This window comes from Algoriphagus aquimarinus (assembly GCF_900112005.1).
GTDB classification, from domain to species: domain Bacteria; phylum Bacteroidota; class Bacteroidia; order Cytophagales; family Cyclobacteriaceae; genus Algoriphagus; species Algoriphagus aquimarinus.
This window is the reverse complement of the sequence record NZ_FOKK01000010.1, coordinates 47,922-69,022: the sequence shown is the minus strand read 5'-3', so window position 1 is coordinate 69,022 and position 21,101 is coordinate 47,922. Positions and strand designations below refer to the sequence as shown.

Genomic DNA, 21,101 nt, shown 5'->3' with positions numbered 1-21,101 from the left:
GGTCTGTTAGACATATGCCGGGGTTTTGGAGGCACGAACAGATAGGGATCTGCTAAGGCATTTACCCCAACTTGGGTAATTCCAGTCTCAGTGGTCAGTCTCAGCTGATATTGATCTATAATCGTATTTTTCTTTTAACGTATTGAAAATGAGTTGAAAAGAGTAAAGTCCCCGGCTTTTATTTCCGTGAAAAATTAAGCGTACGAACTTTGACTAGTAGAAGGTAATACAAATCGCCTTTTATGAATAAGAAGATAATCGTTCCAATATCCGCAGTTCTACTCCTTGCAGTAGGACTCATCTGGTTTTTCAACCAGCGCAGATCTGATTTGACAGATGAACTGCAAGCAAATCTAAGTGGAGAGAAAACCGGTGTTTTAGCTAACTCTAACTATTCAGAAGAAATTCAGAGCTTTTACGCTGGTAGAGAATATATGGAAGTTTGGCTTTTCAATGGGACACTTTCCAAAACCGGAAAGGAGATGCTCGCTCAGATTGAAAACTCAAAATATGATGGTTTGCAGCCGGAAGATTATAACCTGGCCAAGATCTATGAGCTTTCTTCTAATCAGGAGAAAGAGAATAAGAAATTCAGAAATCTTTCCTCAGAAGAGAAAGTCAATTTAGAACTTTTGCTTACTGATAGCTTTTTCAACTTAGCCCATGACTTGGAAAAAGGAAAAGTGAATCCTTCAAGCTTGGATCCAAATTGGAAGTTTGAAGAGAAGGAAACTGATGTGAATTACACTGAATTATTGGAAAAAGTAGCAAATGGAAGCTCTGTAGAAAGGACCTTAGCCAGCCTATATCCTAATTCAGACTTATATGCACATGGCAGAGAAGCGATAAAGGAGCTGTATAAGATTCAAAAGAATGATACACTTACTTGGGATTTTGCTAAGGTAGATGGAGCCATCAAGGTAGGAGAGAAGCACGAAGCTATTCCAGCTTTGCGTAAGCGTTTGACCTTTTGGGATGTTTTGAAGCCTTATGAAACAGCAGATCCTTCACTTTTTGACTCTACCATGTTTGCCGGATTGCAGAAATATCAAGAGTCCAACGGAATGAATCCTGACGGCGTGATCGGTTCCTTAGTCGCTGAATCGCTTAATAATTCCCCTCAAAATCTCATAGATATCGCATCTATCAACATGGAAAGACTGCGTTGGATGCCAAAAATGGATTGGAATCAAGAGATGGTTCTAGTGAACATTGCCAACTATCAGTTGGACTACATGAATAATTCTGACACAGCGTTCACAGCAAAAGTGATCGTGGGAAAAGAATACAATGAGTCGCCGACTTTTACGGCTCCGATGAGTTACATCGTTTTTAGCCCGTATTGGAACATTCCAGAGTCAATTACGAATGATGAGATTATTCCCTCAGTTCAGAAGAACCCAAATTATCTCTCTCAGAAAAATATGGAAGTGGTGGATGGAAGTGGCGAAGTAGTGAAAGCTTCACAAGTCAATTTGTCAAAAGAAACTGGCTACCGAGTTAGACAAAAGCCAGGAGGAGATAATTCCCTGGGTTTGGTGAAATTCATGTTCCCAAATGATTACAATATTTACATTCACGACACGCCAGCTAGAAGTCTTTTTGATCGGGAGACCAGAGCACTAAGCCACGGATGTATCCGAATTCAGAATCCAGATCAATTCGCAAAAATCTTGCTTAATGATAAATCTTGGGATGATGAAAAGATCCAAAAAGCGATGAATCAGACTAACGAAGAGGTAGTGAAGTTGGATAGAGAAATACCAGTGGTGCTAGTTTATATGACTTTCTGGGCAGATAAAAAAGGAAAAGCTAATTTCAGGTCAGATGTCTACGAAAGAGACCAATCGTTGCTGAAAGCGCTTAGAAGCAAAAAATCAAGCCTTGATCAGGCTTGATTTTGATAAGTAATTATCGTCTTTTCCAAAGATGAATAGCAAAGAACCGTCTTTGATCAGATCAATGGCCTGAGCAGAAAGCTCACTTGGAAGGGCAGGACAGCCTAAGCTTCTTCCTAATCTTCCAACTGATTCGGCAAATTCTTCACGGGCATAATCTGCTCCGTGAATTACAATTGCACGGTTTCTAGCTTGATCATTAAAGCCTTTTTCCAACCCATCCAGTCTAAGAGAGTAGCCATGTTTGCCAGAGTAAGTTTCGGCAGTTTTATAGAAACCTAAGCTGCTTTTGAATGATTCTGGCACATTAGAGAAGGTATTTGCCATTAGGTCTCCGGAATTTCTGCCGTGAGAAACCACTGAATTCAATAGCACTTCACCTTTTTCAGGATCTATCACCCACATCCGCTTAGCGGTAGAAGGTAGGCTGAAATCAATTACGGTGAGGACTTTAGATTTGAGACTTCCTTTCATTTTGTTCCAACCTTGGATAGCCAAGTTGAATACTTCTCTGGAAGGAAGAACTCCGTTTTTAATATGAAGTCCATCGTATATAGCGGTGACTGGGTCGATGGAGGTGGTATTTGTACTGTTTTCTTTAAAATCTGGATTGGGGAAAATTCCTATGAACAATAGGAAGGTAATCGCAAGTGTTTGTGAAAGCATAAGCATTTGGGTGATTTGGCAAAGTTAGGACGATATCCTGTCACTTCAAACGAACTTGAAGTCAGTCTCTTATGATTTTCACCATAAAAGATGTGAAATTTTTTTCGGGAACCTTCTCAGCAGCTTTATCCGTTCTTGGCATAATGAGACTGGACTTTGATTTTGGTACCAATTATTATTCTGTAATTTTGCGTTCCCAAAATTATTTCCCTGTCACTCAGGATACTTCAAGTACTCTAACAGACAAATAGGAAAATAATTCAAACAAAAACAGAAAAGCGGCTGTTTCAGCATTCCATGAAAGTATCAGTTTATAGAAAAGAACATTTCAACGCGGCACATCGCCTTCATAATCCTGACTGGTCAGATGAACAGAATCTTGCCGTTTTTGGGAAGTGTAATAATCCCCATTTTCATGGTCACAACTATGAATTGGTCGTAAAACTGAGAGGGGAAGTAGATCCGAGAACTGGCTATGTTTTTGACATGAAAGTGCTCAGCGACTTGATCAAGGAGCATGTGTTGAGGAAATTAGATCACAAAAATTTAAACCTGGATACCGATGAATTCAAAGAACTTAACCCAACCGCTGAGAACATTGCAGTGGTTATTTGGAATATTTTAAGGGAAAAAATTGATCGCAAATTCGAGTTAACGATTCGACTTTATGAAACAGAAAGAAACTTTGTTGAATACGATGGGAATTAAAATCGCCCGTGCTTCATTCGAGGAAATCGGTGAGGAACATGTAGGAACTTCCCTGGAGACTCCTCTTCGTGAGGATGCTTTCGAAATGGATGATGAACTGAAAGTGGAGTTGATCGAGAAGCATTTCAGAGAAATCATGAACATCATGGGGCTGGATCTTACAGATGACAGTCTTAAAGGCACTCCGCATCGTGTAGCAAAGATGTATGTGAAGGAAGTATTCTCAGGGTTGAATCCTAAGAATAAACCTGTCGCAAAGCTTTTTGAAAACAAATACAAGTATAATGAGATGCTGGTGGAGAAGGATATCACTGTGCATTCTCACTGTGAGCATCATTTCGTGCCGATATACGGAAAAGCCCACGTGGCCTACATTTCCAATGGAAGCGTAATCGGACTATCTAAAATCAACCGAATCGTGCAGTATTTCTCCCAGCGCCCACAAGTGCAGGAGAGATTGACAATGCAGATCGGGAATGAACTGAAAGAGGCGCTTGGAACGGACGATGTGGCGGTGATTATAGATGCCTATCACATGTGTGTTAGTTCCAGAGGAGTGAAGGACACACAGAGTTCTACGGTGACTTCTTTTTACTCAGGCAAATTCGAAAAAGACGAGCAATCGCGAAACGAATTCATGCAGTACATCAATCTTGAAAAGTAACAACTGAAGACGAAAACCAACATTGAAACCGGGCTGTGAGGCTCGGTTTTTTTTATGCTTTTTTTAAACCGCTAAGGGCGCGAAGAAAATGCGAAGTAGCGTAGGATTAGTTGTCCTGCTTCTCCAGAAGCTGGACTTGAGATGGTAAGGGAGTTGTGGTGGGAATTTAACACTTGTATATACGCAACCCTCATCACCTATTGCGTCTATATCGCAATTGGCCACAAGTGTTCCATGTTTTTATTTGGCTTGATCCCATTAAATTTTTACTTGAAATAGCCCAATCCATTTACTGAACTACCGGCTGATTTTGATGTCCGTGACTAACTCTTTTGAAAGAGTTAGTCAACATGTAGTAGTAAAGAACACCTCCACCTGCCATCAAAATTAAATTGAAAAGACCTTCAGAATATTTGTTTACAAATGGGTTGAAGCCTAAAACCCCGAGAATAATACCAATTGGGATTGCCGCAATAATCATAAAAACAAATAACCGGATTCCGGTCACGAAGGATAGCGAAAGAAACCTCTTGAAATAATCCCTGCGGTCCCCCGATGTATTGATTTCATACGTTCTCGATGTGCCAACTACAGTTATAACAAGGGTGACAGCTATTTGAAGAAAGATGAGTAAAAATCCAGGAGAGTCACTTCCTGCTAGGTAGGGGGATATGGAGTAGAGTATCAAGTTTCCCAGTAAATAATTGAAGATTACCCTATCGGAGATTTCCCTGTTTATAAGACCTCTTTCTAGTTCTTTGATGTCAAACCAAATCATAACATAAAATTTAAAGTTTTCATTTGTCTCATTAAAAAGTAGTAATAACCTGGATTCTAGGTTACAACTTTTACTAAAATACTACTTTAGTCAATATGAACTAGATAATTGGGATGTTTTTATTTTAATAGGCTGATTGTGTTTAATCAATCACATGTAAGGCTTTTTTTCCTTTGCGAAAAACTCAGCGAACTTTGCGACTTGGCGGTAATGAAGAAACTAAGAAGAAGAGGATTGCTTTTAGAGACGGTTAATAAACAAGTTTTTACAAAAGTTTGCAATTTGATGACTTTTCAACACCTTTGATCAATGAGAATTCTTGTTAAGAAAACGATCTTATTTTACACTCAAAAGTATCCAGTTGCTTCGACTCAACTTTTGATTTGGTATAATGAGTTTTCAAAAAAGGAGTTTTCAAATTTCAATGAACTGAAGAAGGTTTATGGAAACGCCAGTATCGTAAGTAATAATAGAGTTGTCTTCATTATAAAAGGCAATGACTTTCGGCTAGTTGTGTCAATTAATTTTTTGCAGAAGGCTTGTTATGTATTGTGGTTTGGAACTCACAAAGAATATGACAAAATAGACGTAAGCAAAATTGAATTTGACCCGACAATTTTAATGTAACTCAACTTATGGATATGAAGTGGAAAGTGCTCAAAAGCGAAAAAGACTATAATAAAGCCTCACTAAGGTTAATGGAAATATTCCATGCAGAGCCAAATACTCCTGAGAGTGATGAGCTTGAACTTCTATTGGTATTGGTTAAAGATTATGATGATACACATTATCAGCTTCCCGAGCTTGATGCATTAGAAGTGATCAAGTACAAAATGAAAGAAATGGGAATCAAGGCCAAGGATCTTGAACCTATGATTGGGAGCAAAGGTCATGTCTCCGCGGTATTGTCAGGCAAGCGTGAAATCACGTTGAAGATGGCTCAAAAGCTCAAGAATTTCTTCAGTATTCCCGCTGAAGTATTTCTTCATAGCTCTTAATTTTTGGTCAATCGGTACTGGTCTATATAGGTGTCAGAAGTTGCAGAACGATAATCTCTTGAAAACTCTAATACGCTTCCGGTTTTCGTTAACTTATATTCTCCTGAAAGAATTAAAGTCCAATCAAATTCAGCTGTCCATGCACATTCATTTTGAAAAGTAATTTTATTTCCATTGATAGAATAAGTGCCTCTGCAAAGCGCTGGGTATTTTGGATAGTCGCCAGTCCCGCTCCAGTGATTGCCGTCAAATGTCAACGTGATATTCGCGATTCTACTATCACCAAGATCCCTTTGGAATGTACCAGTGAATGTGCCTTCCTGAAACTTTTGTTCTAATTGACCATCTTCGCTACAGCTAGAAATAATCAATAGAAAAAAGAGGATGTTTAGAATTGCCCGCATTTTAAAAGTTGGATTGTTTTTGCTAAACGTAGTTGATTAGTCAAACGCTACTTTCTTCCTACCATTCATTTTTATGAGTATCCGCTTAACTGCACGTATGTGCTTTGAAATAATGCTAGAGGTTCAAATTTCGCAATTCCCCCTTTTCTTAAGGGGGCAAGGGGGATTTTTTTCAGGCTAGAACCAGACAAAATTCTATTATGTGCATTCATGCGGATATACATATTCATTTTTCACGTTTTCAAACAATCTCCTTCCGAATCAGCTTTAAATAGAAAATAAAAAGCAATGAAAGGAAAAAATATTGTCATCATCGGAGGGAATTCAGGAATCGGAAAAGCTGTGGCTGAACTTGCAGAAAACAACGGCGCAAATTTGTTTCTCTATTCCAGAAGTGGAGAGGGGAATTATCAATTTGACGTCACAGATGAAGCTTCAGAATTACAGGATTTGCCTGAGGTAATTGATGGCTTGGTTTACTGTCCAGGTTCCATCAATCTGAAGCCATTCCACCGAATCTCCATGGAGGATTTTAAGGCTGAAATGGATCTTAATTTTTTTGGCGCGGTAAGAACACTTCAAGCCTGCTTGAAAAATTTAAAAAAGTCAGAAGCTCCTTCGGTTGTTCTTTATAGTACTGTTGCGGTGCAAACAGGAATGGGTTTCCATTCAGGAATAGCTTCTGCAAAAGGAGCTGTGGAAGGATTAGTTAGATCTTTGGCAGCAGAATGGGCTCCAAATCACATTAGAGTCAATGCCATTGCTCCATCATTGACGGACACACCGCTAGCACAGCAGTTGGTGAGCACCGACGAAAAGCGTGCTGCATCTGACAAAAGACATCCACTTGGTCGCATAGGTACACCACAGGATATTGCTGAGGCGACTTTGTTTCTTTTGGATGATAAATCATCTTGGGTCACAGGTCAGATATTACACATAGACGGTGGAATGTCTTCTTTGAAATAAGTCGGGTAAATCAATTGGTATACCTGTTGGCATTAAGGATCGTAGTTTCTTAGGTTTATATATGAAGCATTCGCTAGTAATTGGGCTAAGCATATTGATCCTTTCTTTTTCTTGCTCAAATCCTGAGTCCAATTCACCTTACATCAATACCGTCACTGGCCCGATTCCTATAGCTTCCATGGGGATCACACTGATTCATGAGCATATGTTGGTGGACTTTATAGGAGCAGATTCAGTATCGTCTGAGCGATATAATCAGGAAGAGGTAATCGCTAAAGTCCTGCCTTATTTACTTGAAGTGAAGAAATATGGGGTAAAAATGATTTTTGATTGTACTCCTTCCTATTTGGCAAAGGACCCAGTTCTGCTCAGAAAACTCAGTGAGCAGTCGGGAATTCAACTCATCACCAACACTGGTTTTTATGGAGCAGTAGGAGGTAAGTATCTGCCGGATTTTGCTTTCACGGAAACTGCTGAAGAACTGGCAAATCGCTGGATAGATGAATATGAAAATGGAATCGGAGCTACAGGAATCAAACCTGGATTCATCAAGATCTCTGTAAATGAAGAAAAACCACTTCGGGAAATAGATGCAAAATTGGTTAAAGCTGCTGGTTTCACTCATCGGGAAACAGGTTTGCAAATAGCTTCTCACACGGGCACTTGGACTACAGCAAAGCAGGAAGTCAAAATTTTGCAGGAAATGGGAATTGATCCTTCAGCTTTTGTTTGGGTTCACTCACAAGCTGAAGAGGATTTTCAGAATTATTTCGAAGCTGCTAAACTTGGCGTTTGGATAAGCTTGGATGGAATTGGTTGGAGCGTGGATGAATATGTAGCTCGCTTACTCTTCGCCAAAGAAAATGGTTTCTTAGGTCAAGTGCTGATTTCCCACGATGCAGGCTGGTATGATCCAGCCAAACCCGATGGTGGAGATTTTCAGCCCTTTACCAATATTTTTGAAAAGCTGATGCCCGCATTGAATGCGAAGGGATTTGATGAGGCTGATTGGGAAATGCTTTTAGAAAAGAATCCTATACGAGCTTTTGGAAATGAGCAATGAGCAATGATCAAGTTCAATTTTCAATAATCATATTCAAGTATGGGAAGGTGTATATTCGATTTTCAGGTTGAACCCATCAAATTATAATCGTTGCGCCTTTGCGCCTCCCGATAGCTATCGGGAGCGAGATTATATTAAAGCTGAGGCACCTGAGCCTTGATAGCTTCTTTGGCTAGTACTATTCTCCTCAATGTTTTTTCATCATCAGCAGGTACCAAGTCCTTTATCGAATCCATAGCCTTTGCATAATAGTCAGCCCATGTGTCTAGGATCAATTGTTCATCTTTGGTAGATCCACCTTCAGCAATCGCTTTTTTGCTAAGTTGAACTTCTGTTAGCAAGCGTATGTGGGCTTTTGCTGTGATCATCAATATCAGTTGATCTACGGTTTTCGCATCTGCATTCAACAAAGTAAAAGCAGAAACCAAAGCCGCTGTTCCTACATTGACCATTGTTTTTTGAGAAACTTTATCCAAGCGATCATTGTCCGTGTGGTAGAACTGATCGGTAAAGTGCCAAAGTAATAATCCAGGAATATCAGCCTGAAGGAATGGTGTATGATCAGATCCTCCTTCGAAAGGATTGGTTTTCACCACCCAGTCAGCATACTCGCCTTGAGCTTCGAAGTTGGTCAGGATAAAGTCATTCAAATAATGAGGCTTCATATCTTCCGCTTTCAATGGTCGACCGCCCCATTCGCTGTGTTTGTCTTCTCCACGAGTCCAGATTGCACTTGGATCAGGCATCTTTTCGATTAGGAAAGTTCCACCTGTGATGTCAGTATTTTCACCCACCATATCCAAGGAAATTCCCCAGTTGATATCGGCTTCACGCTTATCTTTTTCTTCTATATATCTTCTCGTAGAAATAATCTCATCTCCCCAAAGGAAAGTCAAGGTACGCTTCAGGTCAAGCTTTCCTCTTTTAATCAAATCTGATGTAATGCTCGCCATTTCCAGTTGAGCACCCACACCAGTAGCGTTATCATTTGCGCCAGGCTCTTGGATGTGAGCTGAGAAAACTAAGCTTTCCAAAGGCAAGTCAGATCCTTTTACATTCGCTACTATAGTGAGTTCCTCGGATTCATAGATCTTAGTTTCTGCCTTCACTGTTACTTCTACCTTGCCTTTAGCTAGCTCGGCTTTCAGTTTTTCTTTGGCTTCGAAAGAAAGTGCAATCGCCCAAGCTGGATTCTTAACATCGTGTCTCAAACCTCTAAACTGAATGGAGGTAGTGTTTTTCTCAGGTTGCAAATACGCAGGCAAATCATAGGTCAATACGCCCAAAGCGCCTTTGTCTGTAACGGATGATTGCAATGTTCTGTAACTAACCTGATCCGAAAAGAGGATTTTCCCTTTCACATCTATAGCAGAAAGCGCTTCCTTGCTCTCCACATAAATCACTTCTCCAGTAATCCCATCCACCGGAGTGGAGGAGGAATACTGATAAATCATATTTCGGTTGGTCTCGGATGAAAGTAAGTTTTCAGTGGCGCCGACGATTTTCAAGGAAGCGGAAATTGGCTCCCAAGTAGGTTGACGCATCTCCCGAGTTTCGATTCTATAGGTGAATCGATCTGAGTCGCTAGCTTTTTCTTCGAGGACATAACCCGCAGCTTCCAATTTCTCAGCGATTCGATATACGGTATTATTAAAACCAGTATTTCCCGCGATTCTCCAGTATTGCTCCACAAAACCTACGGTCTCATAAGCCATGTCACCCTTGAACTCTGGTCTTACTAGCTTAAAATATGGATCGGTAACTGTCTGAAGCGGAGCGTTTTGAGCAAAGGAACTTATGCTTAGAAGTAGAAAAAACAGGGAAATAGTTGGTTTTATATTCATGTAGTAGTTTTGAATTCAATCGCTTTAAGGCCGCAAGTTAGCCGATTATGATTATTTCTTACCGACTTTAAATCTCATTTTATATGTCGCATTGAGGTACCATGGTATGGAATTGTCCGCTCCGAATGCAGAAAGGCTGACTGCATTTTTTCGATTAGGATTCTTAGAATTCCACTCAGCTTCTAATTCCATGAATAAGCCGATACGTTGATACTTGTTTACATAATAACTTGTAGAAGGTGCTTCTGAAATAAAATCGGACCGTATGAAAGTTTCTCCTCCAAGCTGAAGTGAAGGTCCAGCTGAAAAAGCCAAGTTGAAACCAGAAGGGCGTTGTAAGATGTCGTATTTGAAAGATGGGGTAATAAAAATACCAGAGGACTGTTCATTATTCTTTCCATTTGAATACTCAGGCAATATTTTCTCATTGTAACTGCCCAGCGAATGATAGAAGGAGAGTCCAGCATTGAATGAGGTTCTTTTGCCAAGCCTAACATTTAGTTCATTGGTGAAATTGAGCCCATAAAGATCATTCATCCCATCTATGGATGAACCGAAGCCTACGGTGTATTGTAAGTTAGGCTTTACTTGTGCATGAGTAGCTAATGGTAGCAAACTGCAAAATAGAAGGATCAGAAGTAGTCGATGTGCTTTCATTTTTTAAAGGTTTTAAAAGTTGATTTATCGAATTACTACTAATCTTCTCTAATACTAAAGTGTCTTTAGATTAATTAACTAAATGTTTGTTAAAACGCTATATATCAGTATTATGTGATAGGATGTTAGGGTTTTGAGATTTATACTTTTGGTGATATAGCTTGTCGTTTTTCAGAATTATGCTCGAACCTTACAGCCATTCATTCCCGATAGCTATGCGGGACGCTAAGGGTGACCAACGCTTTCTTGTTTATCGATTCTTAAATCTCCTAATTTCTAATTCAAAAAATTATGAATGTCCAATGCTGAATTTTGAATAATGAAGTGGTACCACGTTCCAACTCATTCCACTATCAAACTATGATACCACAATAATTTTTCAATCTCCCAATTTTCAAATCCAATAACCCTTCGATCTTTCAACCCTTCGATCCCATAAGAATATGAGGGACGCTCATGGTGACCAAATTTTCCAATCTTCCAATTTTATAATTATGTATATCCGCTTTTCTACCAGTAAAGAGGGTAAAGCAATCTAGAATTTGTTCAAATTTATAATTGAGGTCACTTCGGTCTTCGGTTATCGGTCTTCCGACCAGATAAGCAAAGAATCTAAGGCAACTGGCATCATTGCGGATAATCACATTTATAATTTTCAATCCTTACATACCAAACATTATTCTGTAAAATTTCTCAGATCATTTCCTCAGTTTGTCTGCCCTGATTACCTTTGCGCATGGCAGAACAAATCTTGATCCTCGATTTCGGTTCTCAGTACACACAACTCATCGCCCGACGAGTTAGAGAACTGAACGTTTATTGCGAAATCCACCCTTATAACAAAGTTCCAGAAATCACCTCTGATATTAAAGGAGTGATACTTTCAGGCTCTCCATGCTCGGTAAGAGATGCGGGTTCTCCTGATTTGGACTTAGATAGTTTGAGAGGCAAACTCCCACTTTTGGGAGTATGTTACGGTTCTCAACTTTTGGCTCAGAAATATGGCGGAGAAGTACTTCCATCTGAGATCAGAGAATATGGCCGAGCAAACTTGAGCCACATCGATACGCATTACGACCTGCTCAAGGAAATGAGCCATGGTTCGCAAGTGTGGATGTCTCATGGGGATACGATCAAGAATTTGCCGGATAACTTTGAAGTAATAGCTAGCACGGACTCAGTTCGTGTGGCTGCATTCAAAATAAAGGAAGAAGAAACTTACGGGATTCAATTCCACCCAGAGGTAACTCACTCTTCGGAGGGGAAAAATCTTCTTAGAAATTTCGTGGTTGGAATCTGTGGATGTTCACAGGATTGGACTTCTGATGTTTTCATCGATGCAAGTATTGCTGACCTGAAGGCTAAAATCGGTTCTGATAAAGTCGTAATGGGTTTATCTGGAGGAGTTGATTCTTCTGTGGCCGCTACACTAATTCACCGTGCAATTGGAGAGAATTTGATCTGCGTGTTTGTAGACAATGGATTGCTTCGCAAAAATGAATTCGAAGAAGTGTTGGATTCGTACAAGCACATGGGTTTGAATGTGATTGGCGTAGATGCTAAGCAGAAGTTCTATGACGCACTTGCAGGCGTGACTGATCCAGAAGCGAAGAGAAAAGCGATCGGAAATGCATTCATTGAGGTTTTCGACGAAGAATCAAATAAACTTGAAGGCGTGAAATGGCTTGGACAAGGAACGATCTATCCAGATGTGATTGAGTCGATTTCTGTAAAAGGCCCTTCTGCAACGATCAAATCTCACCACAATGTGGGTGGTTTACCTGACTTCATGAAGCTTTCTGTGGTAGAACCATTGAATACACTCTTCAAAGATGAGGTAAGAGAAGTAGGTAGAGCGTTGGAGATTGTAGAGAAAATCATCGGGCGTCATCCTTTCCCAGGTCCGGGGCTTGGAATACGTATTTTGGGAGATGTCACTGCCGAGAAGGTGAAGACACTTCAGGAAGTAGATTATATTTTTATCAAAGGCTTGAAAGATTCTGGGCTTTACGATCAGGTTTGGCAAGCAGGAGCGATGCTTCTTCCTATCCAGTCTGTAGGCGTGATGGGAGATGAGCGTACGTATGAGAAAGTAGTTGCACTAAGAGCCGTAGGTTCTGTAGATGGCATGACTGCTGACTGGATTCATCTTCCTTATGAGTTCCTAGGTAAGATTTCCAATGAAATTATCAATAAAGTAAAAGGTGTAAACAGAGTTGTCTATGATATCTCTTCTAAGCCACCTGCTACTATCGAGTGGGAATAACCTCCTTTGAGGTTTTCAAAACCTCGAAGGTGTTGTAAACCTTTCACCGGTAAATATTCAAAAACCCGAAGATTATTCTTCGGGTTTTGCTTTTTATAGAGCAGCATTCATCTTAATAATTAGTGCAAATAAAGCACTGATGCTACTTCGGTCTCCCGTCTTCCGTCTAAGAAAACAAGGAAAATGAGGATATTGACATCTATTAAGATAATCTTATTCGCTCCAAACCCTTTTCGGCCTGAACTTTGGGTTTGAAAATATTGGGTTAAATTTGTACTCCCTGTTTGTTGTTTGATTCACCTCGATATAATGAAAAAATTTCTTTTAATAATTCCGGTATTTTTCATCTTGAGCTTAGCAATAGCTCAAATCCCCACACCGGATGCTTATCGCAAGGCTCAGTCCGAACTGGCTGCCAAAAATTACTGGGAAGCGATCCCACTTTTCAAGCAGTTTACTGACCCGAAAGAGTACGGTAATCTGGCTAACTACGCATCATTCCATCTGGGAGAGGCATTGCTTGGAGCTAATCAACCGGCGCAAGCAGTGGATGCTTTGGAACCTGTAGCTACTGGCAGCTGGGCGAAATCTGACGATGCTAAATACCTACTAGGAATAGCCTATTTCAAAAACCAACAAAACGTAGAAGCACTTCAAATCATCAAAAGAATCAAAGATGATAAGATTATGGAGATGGCTGAAAACGCTACTTACGATAATTTGAAGCAAGTGAGCGTCAGCTTTATGATTGCTAATCTTCAGGGATTCAAAGGAAACAAAGGTTTCGGAGAAGCATTGAAGCGCGTTTTGGAGTCTCAGACCATTCTTTCGGCTACGGAGCGTGATGCTTATTATGAGTTGCAAGGCAAAGCAAACGAAAACAGAAATGTAGTGAAGGATCAGGTGTTGGATATCGTGGTGATTTTACCTTTTACCAACTCTTCCCGCACGAATTTGTCTAGTATTCCACAAAGTGATTTTGTGTTCGAACTTTACCAAGGTTTGCAATACGGAGTAGAGCAATTGAAGAAAAGTGGAGTGAAAGTCAATATGTTGACTTTTGACTCAAAAAGAGATGTAGCACATCTGAAAAACTTACTAGCAGATCCCGCTATTGGTTCTGCAGATATTATTATTGGCCCTATTTACCAGGAAGAAACAGACTTGGTGAGCAGTTTTGCCGAAACGTCCAAAATACCGTTTGTGCATCCACTCTCTAATTTGGGGGATAGATTTGAAGAATTGAAATATAGCTACCTATTTAGACCTACGGTAAGTTCTATTGCGGATGGAGTTGTAGAAGGCTTAAAAAAGCAGAATTGGGGTAAAAGAGTTGCGATAGGATATAGCGCGAGTTCCCGTGATGAGATGCTGGCGAAAATGCTACAAGATCAATTGGGAAGAGAAGGTTTTCAATTGGTAAAGTTTGAGCAGATTACTGCTAGCAACGCCAGTTCATTTTTACAAGGTGTAGGAATTCGCCAAGGCCAGTCTCGTATGGGAGTAGATCAGATAATCTTGCTTACGGATGATCCTACCATTGCTCAGCCAGCTTTTTCTCTGATGGAATCTATTACCGCTTCCATTCCTACTCTAGTAATGGATTCTTGGTTGGGTTTCAACTTCGCCAATTACGAAATGCTTGAGTTCCCGAACTTCTATTTCATAGGCAATAATACCTTGAATTTCTATGGTGAGCCTATGCAGCAGTTCCGGAACAGATTCTATAGTAAATACCTGACCTTCCCAAGTATGAACTCTGCCTTAGGCGTGGAGATGATCAACTGGGTTGCATCCAATATGTCGGATAGCAAAGGCTTTGATTTGAGAAGAAATCTTGATCAGAAAGCATTTCAAGCAGGTCAACTGACTTGGGGATTCAACTTTCAAGGCACACACAATAATCAATATGTACCTCTGTTTACATTAGAAGCGGGGGAATTGAAACCTTTAGATTAACCAATGAATATTTCTAAGAGTAAAGAGCTTTTTGCAAAAGCCCAAAATTTCATCCCTGGCGGAGTGAATTCGCCTGTTCGTGCATTTAGAGCTGTTGGCGGAGAGCCACTTTTTATCAAAAAAGCAGATGGCGCCTATCTATACGATGAGGATGGAAATCAATTCATCGAACTAATCAATAGCTGGGGGCCGATGCTCCTTGGTCACAACCATCCTAAGGTAAAGGATGCAGTAGTCAAAGCGATGGAAGATGGTACTTCTTTCGGAGCTCCAACTGCTCGTGAAGTGGAAATAGCTGAGTTGATCGTAAGCATGGTTCCTTCTATCGAGAAAGTCCGTATGGTGAATTCAGGTACCGAAGCGACAATGTCTGCGATACGCGTTGCCAGAGGCTTTACAGGCCGAGATAAGTTTATCAAAATGGAAGGGCATTACCATGGACATGGTGACTCATTTTTGATCGCTGCAGGTTCTGGTGCGATGACGATGGGCGATCCTGATTCTCCAGGGGTGACCAAAGGAACAGCCAAGGATACCTTGATTGCTCCGTATAATAATCTTGAAGCGATTGAAGAGTTAGTGGCTGCAAATTCAGGTGAAATTGCGGCTCTGATACTGGAGCCCGTTCCGGGAAATATGGGATTATGTCTTCCGAAGGAAGGTTACCTACAAGGATTGCGCGATATCTGTACTAGAGAGGGGATTCTCCTGATTTTCGATGAAGTGATGACAGGTTTCCGCTTGGCGAAAGGCGGTGCTCAGGAAGTATTTGGAGTGACTCCAGATATGACAACTTTGGGTAAAATCATCGGTGGAGGTATGCCAGTGGGAGCGTATGGAGGAAAGAGAGAGATCATGGAGTTTGTTTCTCCCGCAGGCCCAGTTTACCAGGCAGGGACACTTTCGGGTAATCCAATTGCCATGGCTGCGGGCTTGACGATGCTGAATCACTTGAATACAGATCCAAATGTCTATGCTGAGCTATCTCACATCGGAACGAAGTTAACTGAAGGCATTAAAAGCATCAATCAGGAGCTAGGGTTGAATTACACTGTCAACCGTATTGGAAGCATGTATTCCTTGTTTTTCACTGATAAGCCAGTGTTTGACTTTGAAACTGCAAAGAATTCTGATACGGCTTTATTTGGGAAATATTTCCAAGCCATGCTGAAGCGTGGAGTTTACTTGGCACCAAGCCAGTTTGAAAGTATGTTCTTGTCTACAGCGCTGAAAGATGATGTGATCGATCAGGTCTTAGTTGCTCATAAAGAGGCGATGGTGGAGATATTGGGGCTATAGGTTTTTATTAATCCAGAATCCAGAGTCAAGCTGAGCATATTTTAGCTTGCCTTTGGGTTTTGGTATTTTTATCCCATCCTCTTTAGTTACTTTGACCCAAAGTTCAATTGCTTGCTGAGCATTTTCCAATGCCTCTGTTTGGTTGTCACCATGTGCTTTGATTGAGGGCAGTTCAGGGACTTCTGACACAAAGCACTCATCGTGCTCACTCCAGTAAACGAAGATTTCGTATTTGCTCATTGTTTTGAAGGTTTGAGAATTCCTTAACTATTTAGCAAATAAATTGATGAAAAAATAAATCATTAATGGATAACAATTTTCTTGTTAATGAAGAAATTCGGCTCTTAAAGAACGAGAGAAGGTGTTTGGTTAGGTCGCTTCGGTCGTCCGTCATCTGTCTTCCAGCCTTTAAGCCTGAGTAATTGAGCACAAGAATCTGCTTCCAATCCAAAACATTTATATGTATATCCGCTTTTCTACCAGTAAAGAGGGAAAAGCAATCTAGAATTTGTTCAAATTTATAATTGAGGTCACTTCGGTCTTCGGTCATCGGTCTTCCGACCAGATAAGCAAAGAATCTAAGGCAACTGGCATCATTGCGGATAATCACAAACATTTAAATCACAAATCTCATGTCTATCAAAGTTTACGGAATTAAGAATTGCAATACGATGAAGAAGACCTTCGATTTCCTAGCGGAAAAAGAAGTGAAGTATGACTTCATCGACTATAAAAAGCAGAAGCCTGATGCTGCACTTTTAGAAGGTTTTTTGGAGAAAACTGATCTTGCTTCTCTGGTGAATAAGAAAGGAACTACTTACCGAAAAATGTCTGATGAGCAGAAATCAGCACTTGAAAACGAAGAAACTGCTATCCCAATTCTGGAAGAGAACTCAAGCATGATCAAGCGTCCAGTGATTGTTTACAAAGATGGGAGTTTGAGCTTGGGTTTTAATGAGGAAGTGATTGAGGGGCATCTGAGTTAAGGCGTTAGCGAGTTTTTGTCTCCCTCTACGGCGCAAAGGCGCAAGGTTTTTATAATCGCTGTTTGAGTTTTGCTATTCAAAACCTCAATTAGGAGAATTTAAATTCGGCTATAGATTCTTCTAATATTGAAGTGTCAATAAAATAAATTGCGCCGTAGCGCCTTTGCGGGAGAGTTGCTTTTCAATATACTATGGTATCCGTCGCCAATGGTGGCAAGCTCAGATTCCCTGTTTCCATGTGAAAGCTAAACTGAGAAGAGTTGCCCGAATTAGCTGCGGCTGTGTTAAAAGCGAATATTTTTTCTAATGTTGGGTGGCCATCAAGTGCACCTAGCTTATCAAAACCGACCTCGGTGTCATTGATATAGAGCAGTTTTAAGTTTTTGTTTTCAGCCAATTTATCCAATCCAGAACCTTCGATAGCTGTCTGATTAAGCTTCAAAACGGTTAGGTTAGGAAGCAGAGCTATTTGGTCTAAAAGAGCATCAGTAATTGCCGTCCCAGTCAAATCTAAGTAAACGATCTGATCTTGTGCGGAGCGCAGTAAATGCCAGTCTGAATCCGAAAATGCTGGAAAGTTGATGCAACTGACCTTCAGCAATGGGGAGTCTTTCTTCACTATTTCAGCAAAAAATCCCTCTTTTCTCAGCTTGGAAATAGAATCTTGTCCAAGGGCAGGAACATCCACAATTGGATAAAAAGGGATCTCATTCTTCTTGAAAAATGGCTCCACCAAACTTACATGTAAGGCTGCATCGCCAAGCTTAGTTTTTTCGGAAGATCCCGATTCAATCCAGGCTTTGATCAATTCTATTTCCTCTTTTCTAGGCTGACGCTTATCCTTTGGAGGCATATGATCATCATGATCTTCTGGTAAAATCAATCGGGAATAAAGAGCGCTTTTCTCTGCATTTTCTCCTTCCAGAATTGCTCCATCTTCACCACCTTTATGTATGCCCTTGAAAGAACTCAGATCCAATTCCCCTTTTAGTTTGTTAGGATTGTGGCAACTTTTGCAATTCTGATCCAAAATAGGCTGTATCGCGCCAGTGTAGAATTCCACTTCCTCCCAGTTGTCAGCAGGAAGTTCAAGTGGCTTGGCTATGCTATTTCCACCGCCTAAAAGTGATTGTAAGGCTGGAGGTAGTACTTCTGTGAAGTAATCATCTCCATGTGTGATATTCCCGCCCAAGTGTCCTGTAATAGTTAATAGCATCAAAAGACTAGCTCCCTTGATCTTTAACTGTGTTGGGGTAGCTGCAGCCTTTTTCAAATGATACCATAGACCAAAAGCGAGGAGGGTAGTGAGTATGCCTAAAATAAGGTGAAACTTGACTGTGTCCCAGCCATAGCCTTCGTTTTGATAGTGTAGAAAACCGCTAATACTTGCCGCCAAAGCCGAAACCCCACCGAACAAGAAGGCTAATTCTATTACGGGTGCATAAGCGCTGTACTTCTTTCCAAACCAGAAAATAAGGATTACTCCAAACACTAAGAAACCAATCGGTAAGTGAACCAAGATCGGATGAAATCGCCCAAACAGGGGCAAGATAAAATCAATCATTTGCGAATCGGGCTTTAATGGCTTTCATGATAAAAACATTCGCTTCCCATTGATCAGCGATGGGGACATTGGAAAAAGGCACCGTGGGCAAGTATGGCGGAGGCCCAAATTCTGTTGTGATTGTATAGACTTCCTGTCCGGAATTTCGGATGATATGCTCCCAGATGTCCAAATGTGTGTCCAATGCTGATTTCCATTCTGGAGCAGCAGGATTATTTACTTGAGGGCCTTCGGCAAAACCAACTCTGGCGTGAATGTGATCTACACGTGGTAAGATTTGCTGCAGTAAAGGATCCTTTAAGTCTATCAACCGCTCATGAACTACCATCCAATGACTGATGTCAAGGTTTAATCGTAACTCGGGCGCCAGGTTCATCATCTCTACTGTAAGTGGGACGTTGAATGAAAATCTGCTTCGATGTGTCTCATGTACAATCGGGATCCCTGATTCTTTGCTGGCTATTGTAGTAATATCTATGAAAGCTTTGTTTTCTTCCAAAGTCCAATAATCCGAACCTGTATGGGAATTGATCTTAACTGGATTCCAGGTAATTATTTTTTGCAGGTTTTCTTCATAGACCTTAAGCGCTTCTGCATAGGGAAGTCCTTTGTTTGTTCCATGAAGGAAAATAACTTTCAAGTCGTATTTTTCTAAACCCGCTTTCAGCTCATTTTGAACATCCTGGGAGAATGGGAACCAAGTTTCAATTCCATTATAGCCATCGTTTTTGGTGCGTTTTAAAAACTCATCCATGGATAGGTTATTCCCCCAATCAGTTTGAAAGAAAAGGAGTTGCTGCTGTGCAAAAACTGGAGAAAGAAAGAAAATAAAAAGAAAAGCAAGAAGGGTGATTCGAGTAAACATGCAGGTCTTAAGCTAATATTTTATTGATCAATTCACCTTCCACATCCGTCAATCGGAAGGGACGTCCTTGGAAATCATAGGTGAACTTTTCATGATCAAAACCCATCAAATGAAGGATAGTAGCATGAATGTCATGGACAGAAACTTTGTCCTCTATTCCTGAGAATCCGAAATCATCCGTTTTGCCATGGGTGACTCCAGGCTTGATGCCGCCACCGGCCATCCACATAGTAAAGGCATCTCCATGATGATCTCTGCCAAGGAAACTTTGGGTTTTGCCTTCTCTATTTTCCTGCATAGGCGTTCTTCCGAATTCGCCACCCCAGACTACCAACGTGTCTTCAAGCATTCCTCTTTGTTTCAAATCGAGTAGCAATGCGGAAACTGGTCTGTCCATTTCACGGCATTTATTTCGAAGTCCCATATCAATCGATCCATCGTGCGAAGTTCCGTGCGTATCCCAGCCCCAATCATACAATTGAACAAATCGAACTCCTTTTTCCACCAATTTTCTAGCGAGTAGGCAGTTGTTTGCAAAGGATTCTGTGCCTGGATTTGTACCATATAACTCATGAACCGCTTTTGGTTCATCGTTGATGTTCATGACTTCCGGCACTTCGATTTGCATTCGATAGGCCATTTCGTATTGATTGATTCTGGCGAGAATCTCAGGATCACCATAAGCGTCAAACTCCTCCTTGTTTACCGTATTGATTGCGTCAATGACGTTTTTCTTCAAGTTTCTGGACATTCCTTCTGGATCATCCAAGTATAAAACCGGATCTCCTTTCGATCTACACTGCACGCCTTGATATACGGATGGCAAAAATCCGGATCCCCAGACGCTTTTGCCAGCATCAGGTGTTTTGCCTCCAGATGTAAGCACGACGAAGCCCGGGAGATTTTGGTTTTCTGTGCCCAGCCCATATGTCACCCAGCTTCCTAAGCTAGGACGACCAAGCCTTGCACTTCCTGTTTGCATCAAAAGCTGCGCAGGTCCATGATTGAATTGATCAGTATGAACTGCTTTCAAAAAGGAAACATCATCTGCCATTTTTTGAAAATGGGGCATGTAATCTGATATCCATGCACCCGACTTTCCATGTTGAGAAAAGTTGGCTTGTGGACCCAGGAGATTAGGCGTTCCACGAATGAAGGCAAATTTCTTTCCTTCCAATAATGACTGTGGACATGGCTGATTGTGATACTTTGCCAACTCAGGTTTATAGTCAAAAAGCTCTAACTGAGATGGCGCGCCAGCCATGTGGAGGTATATGATTGACTTTGCTTTGGCGCCAAAAGGCGGTGGCAAAGGAGAAAGCGGATTCAAATCGCGCTGACTTAGATTGAGTCCTGCCGATCCTGCTGAAGAACCTGGGTTGCAACCAAACATAAGGGGAGCCATTGCGAGACCACCTACTTTGGCCACACAATCCATCAGGAAATGTCTTCTTGTTTGCTTTTCCAACTTTTGCTGCGCAAACTCAGCGAGCATTCTATCGAGACTTTGCAT

The 21,101-nt window shown here is 40.9% G+C and carries 20 protein-coding genes; 11 read left to right on the top strand and 9 right to left on the bottom strand.

What is annotated here, in order from left to right; all coding sequences use genetic code 11:
• Positions 1-242: 242 nt before the first annotated feature.
• Complete coding sequence (locus BM291_RS13790) at positions 243-1,898, top strand: L,D-transpeptidase family protein (protein ID WP_092898405.1); 1,656 nt, start codon at positions 243-245, stop codon at positions 1,896-1,898.
• Here BM291_RS13790 and BM291_RS13785 read toward each other — a convergent pair.
• Positions 1,878-2,564 (bottom strand): murein L,D-transpeptidase catalytic domain family protein, encoded by a 687-nt coding sequence (locus BM291_RS13785; protein WP_092898403.1) that lies wholly within the window; start codon positions 2,562-2,564, stop codon positions 1,878-1,880. The genes BM291_RS13790 and BM291_RS13785 overlap by 21 nt on opposite strands.
• 297 nt (positions 2,565-2,861) lie before the next feature.
• On the opposite strand from BM291_RS13785, the gene BM291_RS13775 reads away from it, so the two are divergent.
• Positions 2,862-3,272: a 6-pyruvoyl trahydropterin synthase family protein gene (locus BM291_RS13775; protein WP_092898399.1), complete on the top strand. Its 411-nt coding sequence runs from the start codon at positions 2,862-2,864 to the stop codon at positions 3,270-3,272.
• On the top strand, positions 3,232-3,936 hold the full coding sequence (gene folE, locus BM291_RS13770) for a GTP cyclohydrolase I FolE (protein ID WP_092898397.1): 705 nt from the start codon (positions 3,232-3,234) through the stop codon (positions 3,934-3,936). The genes BM291_RS13775 and folE overlap by 41 nt, the downstream gene beginning before the upstream one ends.
• A 289-nt stretch (positions 3,937-4,225) precedes the next feature.
• On the opposite strand, the gene BM291_RS13765 is transcribed toward folE, so the two are convergent.
• Positions 4,226-4,714: a hypothetical protein gene (locus BM291_RS13765; RefSeq protein WP_092898395.1), complete on the bottom strand. Its 489-nt coding sequence runs from the start codon at positions 4,712-4,714 to the stop codon at positions 4,226-4,228.
• Between the two features lie 309 nt (positions 4,715-5,023).
• On the opposite strand from BM291_RS13765, the gene BM291_RS13760 reads away from it, so the two are divergent.
• Positions 5,024-5,341, top strand: a complete 318-nt coding sequence (locus BM291_RS13760) for a type II toxin-antitoxin system HigB family toxin (RefSeq protein ID WP_092898393.1) — start codon at positions 5,024-5,026, stop codon at positions 5,339-5,341.
• Between the two features lie 14 nt (positions 5,342-5,355).
• Positions 5,356-5,712, top strand: coding sequence for a helix-turn-helix domain-containing protein (locus BM291_RS13755; RefSeq protein WP_175499706.1), 357 nt, complete (start codon positions 5,356-5,358; stop codon positions 5,710-5,712).
• On the opposite strand, the gene BM291_RS13750 is transcribed toward BM291_RS13755, so the two are convergent.
• Positions 5,709-6,116 carry a hypothetical protein gene (locus tag BM291_RS13750; protein ID WP_092898389.1) on the bottom strand — a complete coding sequence of 136 codons (408 nt, stop codon included), beginning with the start codon at positions 6,114-6,116 and terminating at the stop codon, positions 5,709-5,711. The two genes, BM291_RS13755 and BM291_RS13750, sit on opposite strands and share 4 nt — an antisense overlap.
• Before the next feature lie 288 nt (positions 6,117-6,404).
• Between BM291_RS13750 and BM291_RS13745 the strand changes: the two genes are divergently transcribed.
• Both BM291_RS13745 and BM291_RS13740 read left to right on the top strand, forming a co-directional pair.
• On the top strand, positions 6,405-7,085 hold the full coding sequence (locus BM291_RS13745) for an SDR family NAD(P)-dependent oxidoreductase (RefSeq protein ID WP_092898387.1): 681 nt from the start codon (positions 6,405-6,407) through the stop codon (positions 7,083-7,085).
• Positions 7,086-7,146: 61 nt separating this feature from the next.
• Positions 7,147-8,148: a phosphotriesterase family protein gene (locus BM291_RS13740; RefSeq protein ID WP_092898385.1), complete on the top strand. Its 1,002-nt coding sequence runs from the start codon at positions 7,147-7,149 to the stop codon at positions 8,146-8,148.
• Between the two features lie 134 nt (positions 8,149-8,282).
• On the opposite strand, the gene BM291_RS13735 is transcribed toward BM291_RS13740, so the two are convergent.
• Positions 8,283-9,992 (bottom strand): M28 family peptidase, encoded by a 1,710-nt coding sequence (locus BM291_RS13735; protein ID WP_245786878.1) that lies wholly within the window; start codon positions 9,990-9,992, stop codon positions 8,283-8,285.
• Between the two features lie 51 nt (positions 9,993-10,043).
• Positions 10,044-10,649: a hypothetical protein gene (locus tag BM291_RS13730; RefSeq protein WP_092898383.1), complete on the bottom strand. Its 606-nt coding sequence runs from the start codon at positions 10,647-10,649 to the stop codon at positions 10,044-10,046.
• 736 nt (positions 10,650-11,385) lie between these two features.
• Between BM291_RS13730 and guaA the strand changes: the two genes are divergently transcribed.
• From guaA to hemL, 3 genes are all read left to right on the top strand, one after another.
• Positions 11,386-12,915, top strand: a complete 1,530-nt coding sequence (gene guaA / locus BM291_RS13720) for a glutamine-hydrolyzing GMP synthase (RefSeq protein WP_092898378.1) — start codon at positions 11,386-11,388, stop codon at positions 12,913-12,915.
• A gap of 309 nt (positions 12,916-13,224) precedes the next feature.
• Complete coding sequence (locus BM291_RS13715; RefSeq protein ID WP_092898376.1) at positions 13,225-14,874, top strand: ABC transporter substrate-binding protein; 1,650 nt, start codon at positions 13,225-13,227, stop codon at positions 14,872-14,874.
• A gap of 3 nt (positions 14,875-14,877) precedes the next feature.
• Positions 14,878-16,173 carry a glutamate-1-semialdehyde 2,1-aminomutase gene (hemL, locus tag BM291_RS13710; protein WP_092898374.1) on the top strand — a complete coding sequence of 432 codons (1,296 nt, stop codon included), beginning with the start codon at positions 14,878-14,880 and terminating at the stop codon, positions 16,171-16,173.
• On the opposite strand, the gene BM291_RS13705 is transcribed toward hemL, so the two are convergent.
• The gene (locus BM291_RS13705) at positions 16,168-16,413 is read right to left on the bottom strand and encodes a type II toxin-antitoxin system HicB family antitoxin (RefSeq protein ID WP_092898372.1); all 246 of its coding nucleotides are present in this window, start codon (positions 16,411-16,413) and stop codon (positions 16,168-16,170) included. The two genes, hemL and BM291_RS13705, sit on opposite strands and share 6 nt — an antisense overlap.
• 392 nt (positions 16,414-16,805) lie before the next feature.
• Between BM291_RS13705 and BM291_RS13695 the strand changes: the two genes are divergently transcribed.
• Entirely contained in the window at positions 16,806-17,159 is a 354-nt protein-coding gene (locus tag BM291_RS13695; protein WP_092898368.1) for a Spx/MgsR family RNA polymerase-binding regulatory protein, read from the top strand.
• 181 nt (positions 17,160-17,340) lie between these two features.
• Here BM291_RS13695 and BM291_RS13690 read toward each other — a convergent pair whose 3' ends face one another.
• Genes BM291_RS13690 through BM291_RS13680 form a run of 3 tightly spaced genes read right to left on the bottom strand, consistent with a single transcriptional unit; the run spans position 17,341 to position 21,101 of the window.
• Positions 17,341-18,723 carry a c-type cytochrome domain-containing protein gene (locus tag BM291_RS13690; protein WP_092898366.1) on the bottom strand — a complete coding sequence of 461 codons (1,383 nt, stop codon included), beginning with the start codon at positions 18,721-18,723 and terminating at the stop codon, positions 17,341-17,343.
• Complete coding sequence (locus BM291_RS13685) at positions 18,716-19,588, bottom strand: sugar phosphate isomerase/epimerase family protein (RefSeq protein WP_092898364.1); 873 nt, start codon at positions 19,586-19,588, stop codon at positions 18,716-18,718. Before BM291_RS13685 ends, BM291_RS13690 begins: the two co-directional genes overlap by 8 nt.
• 7 nt (positions 19,589-19,595) lie before the next feature.
• A complete protein-coding gene (locus BM291_RS13680) occupies positions 19,596-21,101 on the bottom strand; it encodes a DUF1501 domain-containing protein (RefSeq protein ID WP_092898362.1) in 1,506 nt (501 codons plus the stop codon).